This is a genomic window from Sphingopyxis sp. (assembly GCF_035565275.1).
In the GTDB taxonomy this organism is placed as follows: domain Bacteria; phylum Pseudomonadota; class Alphaproteobacteria; order Sphingomonadales; family Sphingomonadaceae; genus Sphingopyxis.
This window is the reverse complement of record NZ_DATMST010000041.1, coordinates 1-15,957: the sequence shown is the minus strand read 5'-3', so window position 1 is coordinate 15,957 and position 15,957 is coordinate 1. Positions and strand designations below refer to the sequence as shown.

Annotated in this window: 12 protein-coding genes and 1 tRNA gene; 4 read left to right on the top strand and 9 right to left on the bottom strand. The window is 64.7% G+C overall.

The window, feature by feature from the left end; genetic code table 11:
• A partial coding sequence (locus VN047_RS02905) for a TonB-dependent receptor (protein WP_325539846.1) occupies window positions 1-2,198 on the top strand: 2,198 nt, incomplete at its 5' end.
• Between the two features lie 24 nt (window positions 2,199-2,222).
• On the opposite strand, the gene VN047_RS02900 is transcribed toward VN047_RS02905, so the two are convergent.
• The 7 genes from VN047_RS02900 to VN047_RS02870 all read right to left on the bottom strand — a co-directional run bounded on the left by VN047_RS02900 (window position 2,223) and on the right by VN047_RS02870 (window position 10,169).
• Window positions 2,223-3,362: an acyl-CoA dehydrogenase family protein gene (locus tag VN047_RS02900; RefSeq protein WP_325539844.1), complete on the bottom strand. Its 1,140-nt coding sequence runs from the start codon at window positions 3,360-3,362 to the stop codon at window positions 2,223-2,225.
• Window positions 3,363-3,469: 107 nt separating this feature from the next.
• On the bottom strand, window positions 3,470-4,663 hold the full coding sequence (locus VN047_RS02895; RefSeq protein WP_325539842.1) for an acyl-CoA dehydrogenase family protein: 1,194 nt from the start codon (window positions 4,661-4,663) through the stop codon (window positions 3,470-3,472).
• Between the two features lie 149 nt (window positions 4,664-4,812).
• Window positions 4,813-5,709 carry a type II toxin-antitoxin system Phd/YefM family antitoxin gene (locus VN047_RS02890; RefSeq protein WP_325539840.1) on the bottom strand — a complete coding sequence of 299 codons (897 nt, stop codon included), beginning with the start codon at window positions 5,707-5,709 and terminating at the stop codon, window positions 4,813-4,815.
• 99 nt (window positions 5,710-5,808) lie between these two features.
• Window positions 5,809-7,425 (bottom strand): TadG family pilus assembly protein, encoded by a 1,617-nt coding sequence (locus VN047_RS02885; RefSeq protein WP_325539838.1) that lies wholly within the window; start codon window positions 7,423-7,425, stop codon window positions 5,809-5,811.
• A gap of 2 nt (window positions 7,426-7,427) precedes the next feature.
• Window positions 7,428-7,871 carry a TadE/TadG family type IV pilus assembly protein gene (locus VN047_RS02880; RefSeq protein ID WP_325539836.1) on the bottom strand — a complete coding sequence of 148 codons (444 nt, stop codon included), beginning with the start codon at window positions 7,869-7,871 and terminating at the stop codon, window positions 7,428-7,430.
• A gap of 169 nt (window positions 7,872-8,040) precedes the next feature.
• Window positions 8,041-8,916, bottom strand: coding sequence for a glutathione-dependent disulfide-bond oxidoreductase (gene yghU / locus VN047_RS02875; protein WP_325539834.1), 876 nt, complete (start codon window positions 8,914-8,916; stop codon window positions 8,041-8,043).
• Between the two features lie 74 nt (window positions 8,917-8,990).
• On the bottom strand, window positions 8,991-10,169 hold the full coding sequence (locus tag VN047_RS02870) for a CoA transferase (protein ID WP_325539832.1): 1,179 nt from the start codon (window positions 10,167-10,169) through the stop codon (window positions 8,991-8,993).
• Window positions 10,170-10,318: 149 nt separating this feature from the next.
• On the opposite strand from VN047_RS02870, the gene VN047_RS02865 reads away from it, so the two are divergent.
• From VN047_RS02865 to VN047_RS02855, 3 genes are all read left to right on the top strand, one after another.
• Entirely contained in the window at window positions 10,319-13,552 is a 3,234-nt protein-coding gene (locus VN047_RS02865) for an amidohydrolase family protein (protein ID WP_325539830.1), read from the top strand.
• An 81-nt stretch (window positions 13,553-13,633) separates the two neighbouring features.
• Window positions 13,634-13,723: transfer RNA gene (locus VN047_RS02860), tRNA-Ser, on the top strand.
• Window positions 13,724-14,203: 480 nt separating this feature from the next.
• Window positions 14,204-14,710: a DUF3617 domain-containing protein gene (locus tag VN047_RS02855; protein WP_325539828.1), complete on the top strand. Its 507-nt coding sequence runs from the start codon at window positions 14,204-14,206 to the stop codon at window positions 14,708-14,710.
• A gap of 126 nt (window positions 14,711-14,836) precedes the next feature.
• Here the strand turns inward: VN047_RS02855 and VN047_RS02850 are convergent, their stop codons facing one another.
• Both VN047_RS02850 and VN047_RS02845 read right to left on the bottom strand, forming a co-directional pair.
• Window positions 14,837-15,514: a thioredoxin family protein gene (locus tag VN047_RS02850; protein WP_325539826.1), complete on the bottom strand. Its 678-nt coding sequence runs from the start codon at window positions 15,512-15,514 to the stop codon at window positions 14,837-14,839.
• 29 nt (window positions 15,515-15,543) lie between these two features.
• A partial coding sequence (locus VN047_RS02845) for a thioredoxin family protein (RefSeq protein ID WP_325539825.1) occupies window positions 15,544-15,957 on the bottom strand: 414 nt, incomplete at its 5' end.

Here is a 15,957-nt window from a genome sequence, read left to right as displayed (position 1 = left end):
GCGTCGCGCATCGCGCCAAGCCGCCGCCGCAGGCGCCCCAGCCGAGGGCCCGCGAGCCTTCGAACGATACCGTCGCGTCGGCGCAGGACGAGATTATCGTCACCGCGTCGAAGGCTGAAATTCCCTACTCGCACTTTGCCGGCGTCGTCACCCAGTTGGATGGCGGCGATTTGGCGTTTGGCGGCGAGCGTGGAATGGAATCGATCCTGTCGCGAACCGCGACGGTCTCGTCGACCCATCTGGGTTCGGGGCGGAACAAGCTGTTCATCCGCGGCATCGCCGATTCGAGCTTCACCGGCCCGACACAGGCGACCGTCGGCCAGTATCTGGGCGACATCCGCCTCAGCTATAACGCGCCCGACCCCGACCTTCGGCTCTACGACATCGACAATGTCGAAATCCTCGAAGGGCCGCAGGGCACGCTCTATGGCGCGGGATCGCTGGGGGGGATCATCCGCGTCGTGCCGAAAGCGCCCGATCCGAGCGGGATGACCGTGCAGGCGATCGCTGGCGTCTCGGTGACGCAGCATGGCGACCCGGGCGGCGACATCGCCGCGATCGCGAACGTCCCTGTCGGCGACGGCGGCAACGCGCTGCGCCTCGTCGGCTATATGATCACCGACGGCGGCTATATCGACAATCCGCTCCGCGGCCAGAATGACGTCAACCGCGTGTTCGTCCGCGGCGGCCGCGGGACCTTCCGCCTCGACGCCGGCGGCGACTGGACGATCGATGTCGGAGGCATCTATCAGGAGATCACGTCCGACGATGCGCAATATGCCGACAAGGATGCGCCGCCGCTGACCCGCAATTCGATGGTCGAGCAGAATGCCAAGGCGCGCTACGGCCTTGCGACGCTCGTCGTGATGAAGGATTGGGGCGACCTGCATTTCCGGTCGTCGAACGCCTATATCAACCACCGCCTGTTCGAACGGTTCGACGCCAGCCTGCCCGAAGCGCGGCTCGGCACCGACACGCCGGCCGGCGGCGGCGAGATGCCGCCCTCGATCGGCGCCGTCGACGTGGCCCGCCTGTTTGCGCCGGTCCAGATCACGCCGCTCAACGACGTGCCTCGCATCCTCGACCAGCATAATTCCACGCGGATGTTCGTCAGCGAAAACCGGCTGTCGCGTCCCTATCATGACGGCCTTGGCTGGGTGATCGGCGCGAGTTTCATCGACAACCGGGCGCGGCAGGACCGCGAATATGGTTACGGGCCGCTCCGCGCGATCCTGCCCGGCGTGACCAACCGGATCACCGAATTCACCGGCTATGCCGAAGCGACGGTCGAATTGATGCCCGACCTGATCGCATCGGGGGGGCTCCGCCTGTCGCGCGCGCGGCTCGGCGGCACCGCGGAGGGGGTTCCGTTCGCGATCGCCGAGGCCGGACGCGCGACGACCGCCTATCGCAACGAAACCGACCTGCTGCCGTCCTTTTCGCTGTTGGCGACACCGCTGAACAATGTCCGGCTCTATGCACGTTATCAGGAGGGTTTTCGGCCCGGCGGCCTCGCCGTCGACGGCAATTTCGTGCGGCGCTTTCTCAACGACCAGGTCCGGACATGGGAGGGCGGGATCCGCTTCGGCGACAGGGGACACAGCCTGCTCGACGCGAGCCTGTCGATTTCGCACAGCCGCTGGCGCAATATCCAGGCCGATTTCATCGACAGCAACGGGTTTCCCACCACCGCCAATATCGGTGATGGCCGTATCACCAGCCTGTCGGGCGCGGTCGCGGTCCGGCCGACAGATGCGCTGACGTTCGAGCTGGGTGCGGTCTATAACCACAGTCGGGTCGACGATCTCTCGCCGCAGATCCTGCCGGTGTTCGACCTCGCGCCGGGACGGCTCGGCCGCATTCCCAATGTCGCGAGCCACGCGGTGCGGGGGTCGGTCAACTATGCGACCGTGATCGGCGATGAGGATTTTCGCCTGAATGGCTGGGCCAATTACATCGGTCCGTCGCGGCTGGGCATCGGCCCTATACTCGGTGAAAAGCAGGGCGATTATATCGACACCGGCGTCGCCATGCGCGTAGGTAACGAACGCCGCGGTCTGTCGCTGACGCTGACCAACCTGTTCGATTCGCGCGGGAACCGTTTCTCGCTCGGGACGCCCTACCTCGAAGGCAATGAGGGCTTTCTGACGCCGCTGCGCCCGCGCACGCTTCGGGTCGCTATCGACGTCGCCTATTAGGCGACGCCGAACGCAATTTGCGGATTATTCGCCCAGGGTCAGCCGCTCGAAACGCTCCATATGATGATCGTGGCTGCCGAACTGGCTCTCGATCATCGTCGCGCGCTTGAAATAATGGCCGATCGCCAGTTCCTGCGTGATGCCGATGCCGCCATGCGTCTGAACCGCATTCTGGCCGACGAAGTTGGCGCCGCGTGCGACCTTCGCCTTGCACGCCGATACCGCGGCCATGCGCTCGTTCGCCGGCAGGTCCAGCTTCAGCGTGCCCATGATCGTCATCGACCGCGCCTGTTCGACCTCCATGAACATGTCGACCATGCGATGCTGGAGGACCTGGAACTTTGCGATCGGCACGCCGAACTGCTTGCGCTGCTGCGTATACTCCAGCGTGCCTTCGTGCAGTTTCTGCATCACGCCGGTTGCCTCGGCGCAGACCGCCACCGTCGCTTCGTCGACGATCTGCTCGACCAGCGGCAGGGCCCCGCCCTCGCTGCCGAGCAGCGCGTCGCCCGGGATCGCGACATTCTCGAAATAGATTTCCGATGCGCGGCTGCCGTCGACGGTGGGATAGTCGCGGCGAACGATGCCGGGAAGGTTTGCATCTATCAGGAACAGCGACACGCCGTCCCGGTCGCGCTGTCCTCCGCCGGTTCGTGCGGTGACGAGCAGATGCGTCGCCCAGGGCGCAGCGTAGACGACACCCTTGTGCCCGTTCAGGAGGTAGCCCGCGCCGTCCTTCTTCGCTGTGGTGCGAAGATTGGCAAGGTCGTAGCGCCCCTGCGGTTCGGCATAGGCGAAGGCGACGATAGCGTTGCCCGCGATAATCTCGGGGATCATTGCGTCGGCTTGCGCTCCGCCAACGGCCTTCAGCGCGCCGCCCGCGATGACGATGGTCGGCAGATAGGGTTCGATCCCGATGACCTTGCCCAGCTCTTCCATGACGATCGCATTTTCGAGCGCGCCGCCGCCGAGCCCGCCATGTTCTTCGGCAAAGGCAGCCCCGAGCATGCCGAGTTCCTGTGCGAGGGCGGTCCAGATCGCCGGGTCGCGGCCGCTGTCGCTATTGATGAACTTCTGGCGCGTTTCGAAATCATAGGTGTCGCCAAGGAAGCGCGACAGCGTGTCGCGGATCATGTCCTGCGTTTCGGTGTAGGTGAAATCCATTGTTCTTATCCTCGTCGCCCCCGCGAAGGCGGGGGCCGCTGTCGTTATTCAACCGGAGCGATGAGCCAGGCCGATGGCGGCCCCCGCCTTCACGGGGGCGACGCTCCTCAAAGCCCCAAAACCATCTTCGCGATGATGTTGCGCTGGATCTCGTTCGATCCGCCATAAATCGTCGTCTTGCGCATGTTGAAATAGGTCGGCGCGGCGCGGTGCGCATAATCGGGCCCGATCGGATGCTCGTTGTCGCCCTCTCCGAAGCCGCGGAAATAAGGTGCGCCATAATGGCCGACGGCTTCGAGTGTCAGCTCGGTCAACCGCTGCTGAATTTCGCTACCCTTGATCTTGAGCAGGCTCGATTCGGGTCCCGGCCCCTTTCCGGCATTGGCGCCGGCCAAGCTGCGGAGTTCGGTGAATTCGAGCGCGGTCAGGTCGACCTCGAGCTCGGCGACCTTGCGCTTGAAGAAGGGATTCTGGAGCAACGGCTTGTCGCCGTCGAGTTCGGTGCGCGCAATCGCCTTCACCTTCTCGATCCCGCGTTTCGAGGCCGCGACGCCGGCGATGCCTGTGCGTTCGTGCGCGAGCAGGAACTTGGCGCAGGTCCAGCCCTTGTTTTCTTCATAGACGCGCTGCGACTGCGGCACGCGCACATCCTCTAGCCACACTTCGTTGACTTCGTGCTCGCCGCCCAAAGTGATGATCGGGCGCACCGTGATGCCGGGTGACTTCATGTCGATCAGCAGGAAAGAAATGCCTTCCTGCTGCTTCGCATCCTTGTCGGTACGCACGAGGAAAAAGCCCCAGTCGGCGTGCTGCGCGAGCGTCGTCCACGTCTTTTGCCCGTTGACGATATAATCGTCGCCATCGGCGACTGCCGTCGTGCGCAGTGATGCGAGATCGCTGCCCGAACCGGGTTCCGAATAGCCCTGACACCACCAATCCTCGCCAGACAGGATACGCGGCAGGAAATGCGCTTTCTGCTCGGGCGTCCCGAAGGTGTAGATGACGGGGCCTACCATCGCGAGCCCGAACGGCATCAGGCGGATGCAATCGGCGCGCGCGGTTTCCTCGGACCAGATGAAACGCTGCGTCGGCGTCCAGCCGGTGCCGCCATATTCGACCGGCCACGCGGGTGCGATCCAGCCCTTCTTGTACAGGATCTTGTGCCAGGCGAGGAAATCCTCCTTGGACAGTTCCTCGCCCTCATCCTGCTTGCCGCGCAGTTCGGCGGGGTAATTTTCGGCGATGAAGTCGCGCACTTCCTGCTGGAAGGCGAGGTCTTCGGGGCTGAACTCAATGTCCATGACGATTCTCCCTTGGGCAATGGCGTCCTTATACCGGGCGCTCACCTTTACGTAAACGGCAAGTTGCTGCTTGCAACTTTTCGTCGTTCGATGATTGCGCGTTGTCGGGGGAGTTGTCCAGCGTGCGGCGGCGGCGCAGCCCCGGAATTTCAGGCGGCGGCGGGCGTGACGAGAATGATCGCGCCATCGCTCGCATAGGCGCCGCGCATCTCCACGATCGCCAGCGTAACGGGGAGGATCGCCCCTTCGCGCGTCACGATCCCGGACCCAAGTCGCACCGGGTCCCCCGTCCGGAAGACCTCTTCGAGCGCTTCGACGAAGGCTTGCCGCTGCCCGATCGCCAGCAGGGCTGAAAAGCGGACGCGCCGGATTGCCGTTGCGTCGACGCCGATCATGGCGGTCAGCGCGTCGTTTGCCGCCGTCACCGTTTCGCGTACCGATATCCGGGCGTGGCCGATGCCCCCATGGACATCGACGGCCGCCACCAGCGCGTTGCGGGCGTCGCCGGCAGCGCAATCCTCCATCACGTCGCTGACATCGCGCAGGATGATCGCACCACCGAGCGGGACGGGCACCAGATCGACACGAAGCCACTGGCGCGGCCGCAGGATGCCGGGAATGTCGCCGGAAAAGCGCTCGCGATGATCGAGCAGGCGGCTCAGCCGGTGCGAAAGCAGGCTGCCGTCAAGGCCGGGCAACGCGGCCGCCAGCCCGGTTCCGGTCAGCCCCGCGGCGGAGGAGCAGAGCAGGTCGCAGGCGGCGGGATTCGCCGCGGCGATCCGCGCCTGCCGGTCGATCACCAGCACCGCGTCGTGGATCGAATCGACCAGCCCGGCGAGCGATCCCTGCAAGGCGTTCGCCTTGGCCGAAATTTCGCTCGCGGTGTCACCGTCGAGGCGGCGGTAATCGTCGAGCGAGATCAGGACATGCGCGTCCTTGCCGTGATGCGTCACGACGACGGGCTTGCGCGCCGACTGCATCCTCCAGTTCGCAAAGCCACGGATAAAATCCGCTGCCGAAACGCGCTGTGGTTCCTGCGCCGCCATCGCTGCCCTCCCCGTTTGCCGGACTGTCGGTGACCTTATGGGGTGCCTTGCGGCGTTCGGGCCGGGAAATATGTCCGGCGCGGCGCCGTTGTGGTGTGATCAGACCAGCCGCGCCTTGCCGCAGCGCAGCGCGTTGACCCGCGCGTCCGCCTGTCCGACATGGGTACCCAATATGCCGGTGAGATCCGATAGCACGGTGTCGAGCACCGGCGCGGCGAGCGCGACGGTGTCGCCGATCACCTTCGTCAGCAGGTTCAGATTGAGGCCATTGACGCTGAGCTCCATCCGGTCCGACAGCGATTTCGCCGCACCCGCGACCAGCCCCGTACTCGATACCGTCCTGACCTGGCCGTCGTCGATATCGCGGCGCGAGAAGGCAACCTGCTTTTCGCCAAGGTCCGACAGGACCAGTTCGGCTTCGGCATCGACGTTGACCAGCAGCAGCTTCACGATGCGCGCCGGCTTCGGATCGAGCGGCCGCGTCATGTCCTGGAAATCGGCGTCGTCGACCGTTCCGATCGCCAGCGTCGCCGGAGACGTGACGACCGCGAGTGACACCGCCGCGCTGCTGTCGGGCCGGCAGTCGATATCGGCAATGCGCGCCGACGCCGACCCGAGTTCGGCCAGCACCGGAAGATGGACGCTGGCGAGCGGCGTCTGCACCTTTGTCTCGAGTTTCAGTCGGACTTGCGCCGTACGAATGACGACATCGTTGGTATCGGTTACCGCGATCAGCGGGGAATTGGCCGGCGGCTCGCCGATCATCAGCGCGATATCGATCCCCGATCCGCCCGGAATATTGCCTGTGAGCGACAGGTCGAGCTGGCGATTGGCATTGCCCAGCAGCAGCATTGCACGAAGCAGGCTGAGCGCGTTGACCTTCACCGGATTGGCGGCGTCGATGCGGATGCTCGATGAACGGGGGCCGAGGTCGATTGCGCGCGAGGGCAACAGGCTGTGCGGCAGCGCCCGCGATGCGATATGTTCCAGCGCCGCCCCCGCCTGCCCGTCCGATGCGCTCGCCAACGCCGATACGACTTGCGGCAGCGTCACCTGCGTATCGAGCGTCTGGCCGAACGTCAGGACATCGGCGCCGATCCGGGTACGCAGCGCGTCGGAAAAGGCGAGCAGGTCGATGTCGGTGCTGGCTAGTGCATTATAGTCCATCAGCGACAGGTTGAGCTGGCCCCCGGTGAGGCTCGAAAGCAACGCATTCGGCAGGCCGCCGTTGACGGCGGCGACGCGTGATCCGAGCGAAAAGGCGGCATAGCCGCGCCGCGCGCCCGTCGCGGTGGCGCGAATGACGCGGGACCGGTCGCCGGTCAGGAAGCCGCCGAAATAGAGCGCGCGATCGCGGGTCAGCGTGATGCGGACCGCATTGGGCGACGTGCCGCCGCCGGTAAAGCGCTGCTCGGCCTGAACTGCGGGGTCGGCGACATAGGTGCCCTTGGTCAATGTTTCGATGCGGATGCCGCAATCGCAATTGGCCGCGACCATTCGCCGCACAGCGGCCTCTTCCTCGCCCGGACGGTCCGCGGCCGCCATCGCGGCGGCGTCTGCAATGCCCTGCAGCTTGCGGCGGTCGAGATAGAGCGATCCGACATCGACCGCGAGCGCCGCGGAGCCGATCAGCATCGTCATCGCAAAGGCCGTCACGATGCTGATGCCGGCGCGCCGGTCATCGACAAAAGTGCGAATGAAGGTCCGGATATCCATACTCAATCCACCGGCAGTTCGAAGGTCGCGCCGGCGCGGATGACGTTGCCGGGGGACGGAACCAGCGCCGACCGCAGGAAGCTGCTGCTCGGAACCGTGAAGGTGACCGCGACGGTGACCGCCTCGGTCGTCTCGGATACCGCGACCTCCCGTGTCCCGCTCACACCCTGAAGGCTGCGGCCGACTGCGCGCACCGCGATGCTGCGGCGGTCGGCGGCGTCGAGGCCGACGATCGCGGCGCGCGCACCGTCGTTTGCTGCCTGCTGCACGCTGTGCGCGAGCATGAAATATTGCCCATAGACCAATATGCCCATCAGCAACGCGAGGAGCAGCGGCAGCACCAGCGCCATTTCGACGATGGCAGCACCGCGCTCCCCGCGCGCCAGGGTTGCACCGGTCCGGACGATTGTGCGGACATGCCGCGAGAGTCGGAAAGGGACTGTCATGCGGCGAACCTGGCCGACCGCGAATGAAAGCGGCGTCGAGAGCACCCGACGCCGCTTTTGCGTATTTTGCGGATTTTTCCGGCGCGCGATCCGGTGCGGACCGACGGCGCACCGTTGTTCTTGAAAAGTCGCTAACCTTGCGGGGGCATCGCACCCCGCAGAATTCGCATCATTCCGCAGCCTCGAGCTTGTCCTGCGTACGAAGGTCGAAGTCCGATGCGTCGTGCCGCTCGTGGAGCTGGCTCGCCGGATCCCCCATCACGCGGTTGACCATCCGGCCGCGCTTGACCGCCGGGCGGGCGGCGACCCGATCGGTCCAGCGCTGGACATTCCGATACTCTTCCACCTGCAGGAATTCGCCGGCGTCATAGACGAGTCCCTTGGCGAGCGCGCCGTACCAGGGCCAGATCGCCATGTCGGCGATCGTATAGTCGGCGCCCGCGATATATTCGCTCTCCGCAAGGCGACGGTCGAGTACGTCGAGCTGGCGCTTTACCTCCATCGCGTAGCGGTTGATCGGATATTCCTGCTTGAACGGTGCATAGGCATAGAAGTGGCCGAAGCCGCCGCCAAGGAACGGCGCGCTTCCCATTTGCCACATCAGCCATGACAGCGTTTCGGCGCGCTTCGCAGGGTCGGTTGGCAGGAATTCGCCGAATTTCTCGGCGAGATGGATCAGGATCGCACCTGATTCGAATACCCGGATCGGTTCGGCGCCGCTGCGGTCGACGAGCGCGGGGATCTTGCTGTTCGGATTGGCATCGACGAAGCCGCTCGAAAACTGGTCGCCATCGCCGATATTGATCAGCCATGCGTCATATTCGGCGCCGCTGTGGCCGGCAGCGAGCAATTCCTCGAGCATCACCGTGACCTTCACGCCATTGGGCGTGCCGAGCGAATAGAGCTGGAGCGGATGCTTGCCGATCGGCAGGTCCTTGTCATGCGTCGGGCCGGCGACGGGGCGGTTGATGTTGGCGAAACGCCCGCCGCTTTCCTTGTCCCAGGTCCAGATCTTCGGCGGCACATATTCGCTGTTGACGGTCATCGAAAGCTCCTGGGCTGATTTTTGTACTGACCGGTAACTTAATGAGCGATTGCGGTTTGTCTACCCTCCCTGACTCAAATAATCCTTGCCGCGCGCAAAGCCGAAATCGCCCCGGCGTCATATCCGAGTTCGGAGAGGATTGCGTCGCTATGCTCGCCAACCTTTGGCGCCCGGCTCGCTGCGGTCTTGTCGCTGTGCGAAAGGCTGATTGGCGTGCGGATCATGGGGATGTCCGCGTTTGCCCCGGGATATGCCACGGCTTCGACCAACCCCATCGCCGCGACCTGCGGCTGTGCGAGCGCCTCGCCGGCACGCAGGACCGGTGCGGCCGGAACGCGCGCCGCCCCCATTTCGGCGATCGCCTCGGCGCTCGACCGTTCGATGCACCAGCGCTGCATGATCGCACTCAGTTCCACGCCATTGTCGCCGCGCAAAATGTCGCTGGCGTACAGCGGGTCGTCGATCAGATCGGGACGCCCGACGAGTTCGGCCCAGCGCGCGAAGATCGGCGCGCCGACGATCTGGGTGACGATCCAGCCATCGCGGGTACGGAACAGGTCGGTCGGCCCCGAACTGAAGCTGCGATTGCCGATCGGCTGGCGGTCGATGCCGTTCAGCGCATGGTCGATCGTCAGCGCGTTCGACATCGCCAGTGCGGTACCGAGCAGCGATCCCGATACGCATTGCCCCTTCCCTGTTGCCTCGCGCTCGCGCAGCGCGAGCATGACGCCGAAAGCGCAGTGCAGCGCGGTGCCGAAGTCTACATAGTTGACCTGTGCGCGGTGAGGCTGGTCGGGTGTGCCGGTCAGGTGCACCGTTCCCGACATCGCCTGCCCCACGGCGTCGAACCCGACGCGGCTCGCCAGCGGCCCCTCGCTGCCGAACGCCGACGCCGTCGCAAGGATGACCCGCGGATTGATCGCGACAAGGCTGTCGTAATCGAGCCCGATCTTCACAAGGGCGTCGTGCGGCAGATTTGCGACCACGACATCGGCCGTCGCGACCAGCCGGCGAACGATCTCGCGTCCCTCGGCGCTGCCCGGCTTCAGCGTCAGGCAGCGCTTGGCGCGGTTCATCTGCATGAACATCGCGCCCGATCCATCGTCGGCAACGGGAACGGTGTAGCGATCGTCGTTGCCGCCCGGCGCTTCGATCCGGATGACGTCCGCGCCGTAATCGGCGAGCAGCGCCGCGCAATAGGGGCCCGCGATATAGCGGCCGAAATCGATGACGCGAATTCCCGTCAGCGGCACCCTGGCTCTCCCTCATCGGCCCGTTCGCGGGCTCGATCTCTGGAGCTAGCAGCAGCTTGTCGATGCGACCAGCGCCTTGATCGAAAGCCTTCGCTTGCGCTCGCTGCCCGAAGCCATATGGTATACGAAAATCAAAAGGGGATTATCATATGACGCGTTTCGCTCTCGCCCTCGCCGCGACACTGGCCTGTTCGACCTCCGTCTGGGCGCAGACCGTGCCCGCAGCGGCGGGTGCGAAGCCGGAAAAATGGGACGTGACCGCCCCGCCTGGCATGACGACGCGCAAGGTCAACATCGCGGTCGACGAAGGAAGCTGGATGAACGTCGACGTCGCTCCCGACGGACGGACGATCGCATTCGACCTGCTAGGCGATATCTACACGATGCCGATCGAGGGTGGCACGCCGACGCGGATCGCCGAAGGCCTCGCTTACGAGCACCAGCCGCGCTTTTCGCCGGACGGCAAGCGGATCGCGTTCGTTTCGGATAGCGGCGGCGGCGACAATATCTGGCTGATGAACCGCGATGGCAGCGACAGGCGGCAGCTCAGCAAGGAGGACTTTCGCCTTCTGAACCAGCCGAGCTGGAGCCCCGATGGCCAATTCATCGTCGCGAAGAAGCATTTCACCACGGGCCGCTCGCTGGGCACCGGCGAAGTGTGGATGTACCATGTCTCGGGCGGCGCCGGCGTGCCGCTGGTCAAGAAGCCGAACGAGCGCCACCAGAAGGAGCTTGGCGAGCCGACCTTCGCGCCCGACGGCAAGGGCGTCTATTACACGCGCAACGTCACGCCCGGGCCGATCTTCGAATATGCGCAGGACAGCAACACCGACCTCTTCCACATCGAACGCTATGACCTGAACGATGGCGAGGTTTCGACGGTGGCGTCGGGGCCCGGCGGCGCGGTTCGTCCGTCGCCCTCGCCCGACGGCAAGCGCCTTGCTTTCGTCCGCCGCGAAGGCATGGAATCGAAACTCTATGTGAAGGATCTCGCATCGGGCGCCGAACGCAAACTCTATGACGCGCTCGATCAGGATGTTCAGGAAACCTGGGCGGTTACCGGCGTCTACCCGAACATCGACTGGACCCCCGACAGCCGCGACATCGTCTTCTGGGCGGGCGGCAAACTGCGGCGGGTGAGCGGCGACGGCGGCGAAGCGCGCGTCATTCCCTTCAGCATCAATGACGACCGCGTCATCGTCGATGCGGCGCATCCGGCAGTTGAAGTCGCGCCCGACAGTTTCAACACACAAATGCCGCGCTGGGCAGAGGTCTCGCCCGACGGGCGGAGCGTCGTCTATGAAACGCTCGGTAAATTGTGGGTCAAGCCGGCGACCGGCGGGACTGCACGCCGGCTGACTTCGGCGAAGGACAATGCTTTTGAAATGTGGCCGAGCTGGTCGCGCGACGGGCGTTCGGTGGTCTTTGTGCGCTGGACCGACGCAGGACTGGGCGAGGTGCATGTCGCCGGATCGGGAGGCGGTGCGTCGCGCAGGATTACGAGCGTGCCCGGCCATTATGCCGAGCCGCGCTTCTCGCCCGATGGCCAGACGATCGCCTTCGAACGGCGCGCGGGCGGCAACCTGACTTCGACGCGCTGGGGAAGCGACGCCGGCGTCTATCGCGTGGCGGCGAGCGGCGGTGCGCCGGAGCGCGTCAGTCTGAACGGCGCCAAGCCGCAGTTCGGCGCCGGCAATGACCGCATCTTCATGGTTGCGGCGGCGGACGGCAAGAGCCAGCTCGTGAGCACCGACATCCATGGACAGGACAAGCGCGTCCACGCGAGTGGCGAACTGGTCACCGATTATGAGATTTCCCCCGACGGCCGCGCGCTCGCCTTCCGCCAGAATTACGATGCCTATGTCACGCCGCTGATGCCCGGCGGCCAGGACGTCGCGCTTGGTACGAAAAGCGGCGCATTGCCCGTCACGCGGGTGAGCGACAGCGGCGCCGACTATGTCCACTGGTCGAACCAGGGCAGCCGTCTCCACTGGACGCGCGGCCCGACACTGTTCAGTGCCGATCTCGCCAGCCTGTTCGGCAATGCGCCGGCGGACGACAAGGCGCCCGAATTCACCCCGCCGACCGCGGGTGTGTCGTTGTCGATGCCGCAGGCCGCGGCGAAGCATCGCGGGACGGTGGTCATCACCGGCGCGAAGATCGTCACGATGGCAGCGAAGGACGGCGGCATCATCGACAACGGCGCGATCGTGATCGAGGGCGACAGGATCACCGCGGTCGGTCCGGCGGGCGCGATCACCGTTCCCGCGGGCGCCGTCACGGTCGATGCGACCGGAAAGACGATCGTGCCGGGCTTCATCGACGGCCACGCGCACGGTCCGCACGGTGATGATGAACTGGTGCCGCAGCAGAACTGGTCGGAAATGGTCAACCTCGCGATGGGGACGACCACCAGCCACAATCCGTCGTCGCGCGCATCGGAAATCTTCGTCTCGTCGGAAATGCAGCGTGCGGGGCTGATCCTCGCGCCGCGCATCTTTTCGACCGGCGAAGTCATCTATGGCGCAAAGGCGGCGGGCGTCTATGCCGAGATCAACAGCTACGAGGATGCGCTCGCGCATGTGCGCCGGCTGAAGGCGCAGGGCGGGCACAGCGTCAAGAACTACAACCAGCCGCGCCGCGAACAGCGCCAGATGGTCGTGCGTGCCGCACAGGCCGAAGGGATGACCGTCGTCCCCGAAGGCGGATCGATGTACACGCAGGGCGTCACGCTGATCCAGGACGGCAACGCCACCGTCGAGCACAACATTCCGCTCCACACCTTCTACAAGGATCTGGTGCAGCTTTGGGGCCAGACCGAGACCGACTATACCCCGACGCTGGTCGTGACCTTTGGCGGGCTGGCGGGCGATCCCTATTGGCGCGCGCATACCAATGTATGGGAGCAGCCGATCGTCGCGCGGCACATTCCGCCCACAATCCTCGCCGCCGAGAACAAGCGCCGCGTGATCGCGCCCGAGGGTGATTATGTCGACGATGATTCGGCGCGCGAAGCCAAAAAGATCGCTGATACGGGTCGGATGGTATCGATCGGCGCGCATGGCCAGCAGGCCGGGCTGGGCGCGCATTGGGAAATCTGGTCGTTCGTACGCGGCGGATGGAGCAACATCGACGCGCTCCGCGCCGCGACGATCATGCCCGCCACGTCGCTGGGATATGCGAAGGACGTCGGATCGCTCGAGGCCGGGAAACTTGCCGACCTGCTCATTCTCGACGCCGATCCCACCGAAAACATCCGCAATACCGAGCGAATCCATCGCGTGATGCTGGGCGGGCGGCTCTACGACCCGTTGACGCTGAACGAGGCCGAGACGGGCGACAGCAAGCGCGCGCCCTATTGGTGGGAGGCGGACAAGCCATGATTTTGCGTCCGGTCCGCCACTTTTGCGACTAGAGGGTTGCAAGGGCGGCGGACCATCGCTAGGGGCGTCACCTCTCAGCGAGGAGAGTTGGCTGAGTGGTCGAAAGCGTCGCACTCGAAATGCGAAGTGCCGGCAACGGTACCGAGGGTTCGAATCCCTCACTCTCCTCCATTTTTTCCCCAGGTATCATCGACCGTCCACTGGGGCCGGGGCCGGCATCAACCGCGGTGCTGGTTCGATCGACTGCAGTACCGACGGTGCTGAATGCCCGACCGGCTCCGAACAAAGGGTCAAGGGCCGGGACGCGGTCGCCGAAGACATGACGTCGCGCGGCCGAGCCAGCAAATCGGGGTCGTGAGCTGTCATTCGGCACAATCCCGTCTTTGATCATGTATAGCGCATCCCCTAATCCCCAAGAGGTTTGTGAGCCAAATCTGACCGATCGCAGCTGGCAAGCGATCGCAAGAAGGCGGACGTCGCTGTCCGCTATCGAGCCGGTGGACGGCCGATGACACCCGATAGATAATCTTCTGACTTTGGACGTGCATCTCATTGTAATCATGATACATGCGCGCTCGCGATCACTTGGGCGTGAAGTGATTGCGACCTCTCGGGGGACCCAAGAGCAACAATCGAAGGATTATCTAAGCCATGAAGAAGTTTCTGACGGTCGCCGCGATTGGCGCGGCGCTGGCACTGGGCGGCTGCGGCAAAAGCGAAGACAAGGCCGCGCCGGCCGGGACAGTGAAGCGCGAAGCAGGCAACTGGAAGACAGACGTGAAGCTGGTCAAGTTCGAAATGCCGGGCGTCCCCGATAATGTGAAGGATCAGATGTCAAAGCAACTCGCGGCCGCCAGCGGCAGCGAACAGTGCCTCACACAGGAGCAGGCCGACAAGGAGGATGTCGCCGGCGCACTGTCGAAGGGCTATGGCGAAGCTTGCACCTGGAGCAAGAACCAGATTGGCAGCGGCAAGATCGACGTCGCGGGCACCTGCACGCAGGGCGCGCAGAAGGTCGAACTCGCCCTTTCTGGCACCCTCGACGCCAAGAAGACCGACGTCCTCGTGACTTCGAAGGGTAAGTCGCCCATGGGAGGCGGTGACATGGAAATGCAGATGCAGGTCACCAGCACCAACGTCGGTCCCTGCAAGGCCTGAACATTACGCAAAGCAAATCATCAAGAGGCGCGGATCGATGCCGCGCCTCTTTTCAATGCCCAAGCGAGCTGCATAATGACCGCGATGGCGGAGCGAACCGCGTCGCGGTCATCGCCTTCGAGCTGACTAGCCCTTCGCGGGTACCACTGCCGCTCCATCGGCATATTTGATCGAACAGCCGTAGGGCTGTGCAAATGCCGTTGCGACCGGCCGTCCCGCGGCATGATCGTCGAGCGCCGCACGGACAAAATTCCTGGCGCCTTGAAGGTCCTCGACCTTGTTGGTCGGCTTGTCGTCGATACCGCCAGCGTAGATGATCCGGCCCTCGCCATCGATCACTCGCATGTCGGGGGTCGTCTTTGCACCATAAGCCTTGCCCGTCGCGCCGGTCGGATCGAGAAGTAAATGGGTGAAGCCTGCGTTGAAACGCTGTCCCCAGTTTTTCGCACGCTCGCCCTCGACAAAGCCCTGCTCACCGGGCGCGGACGAAATGATCGTCAGCCAGACGACGCCATCGCCCACCGCTTGTTTCTGCAACGCCTGCATTGCGCCGGTATAATGTTTCTTCACATAGGGGCAGTCCTCGTTCGTCCATTCGAGAACGACGGTCTTGCCCTTGAAATCCGCGAGCGAGATCTGCTCGCCATTGGCGTTGGCAAGCTGGAAGGCGGGCGCCACCTGCCCCGCGGCGGCCTCGGTCTTTTCCTTCCCGGCAGGCGCTTCGGCCGTTTTTTCGGCGGGCTGCCCGCAACCGGCGAGCATCAGCGCCGACACGGCGGCGATCGAAAGCAATGCATGTCTCACGGCTATTCTCCTCTCGGTCATCATTACATTCAACTTTTGGTCCCAGCCCGCTTCACCGCGTCGGCAACGATGCCCGGCGTCAGGAGCTGCGGCAATATTTCGGGCGTGGCCTTGCCCGGCGCATAAACGAGGTAGAGCGGGACGCCGGAGCGGCCGAAGCGCTCGAGCTCGCGCGCGATCAGGTCGTCGCGCCGCGTCCAGTCGGCCACCATGTAAACGGCGCCGCCGCCGGCGAACAACGCGCGCGTCCCGTCATTCGTAAGCGCCGCGCGTTCGTTCACCTTGCAGGTGACGCACCAGTCGGCGGTGAAATTCACGAAGACGACCTTGCCCTCGGCCTGCGCGGCCGCGACGGCATCTTGCGACCAGGGCGTTTCCGAGGCCGTTTGCGAACCCGCGGGTCCGGCACCCGGCGCGAGCGATGCCGCCGACACGGTGGCGGC

Bases quoted from the DNA above. Each gene is read 5' to 3' on its own strand.
- VN047_RS02895 (WP_325539842.1), bottom strand. From the start codon at position 4,663: ATGGACATTGAGTTCAGCCCCGAAGACCTCGCCTTCCAGCAGGAAGTG.
- VN047_RS02890 (WP_325539840.1), bottom strand. From the start codon at position 5,709: ATGGCGGCGCAGGAACCACAGCGCGTTTCGGCAGCGGATTTTATCCGT.
- VN047_RS02855 (WP_325539828.1), top strand. From the start codon at position 14,204: ATGAAGAAGTTTCTGACGGTCGCCGCGATTGGCGCGGCGCTGGCACTG.
- VN047_RS02900 (WP_325539844.1), bottom strand. From the start codon at position 3,362: ATGGATTTCACCTACACCGAAACGCAGGACATGATCCGCGACACGCTG.
- VN047_RS02880 (WP_325539836.1), bottom strand. From the start codon at position 7,871: ATGACAGTCCCTTTCCGACTCTCGCGGCATGTCCGCACAATCGTCCGG.
- VN047_RS02885 (WP_325539838.1), bottom strand. From the start codon at position 7,425: ATGGATATCCGGACCTTCATTCGCACTTTTGTCGATGACCGGCGCGCC.
- VN047_RS02865 (WP_325539830.1), top strand. From the start codon at position 10,319: ATGACGCGTTTCGCTCTCGCCCTCGCCGCGACACTGGCCTGTTCGACC.
- yghU (WP_325539834.1), bottom strand. From the start codon at position 8,916: ATGACCGTCAACAGCGAATATGTGCCGCCGAAGATCTGGACCTGGGAC.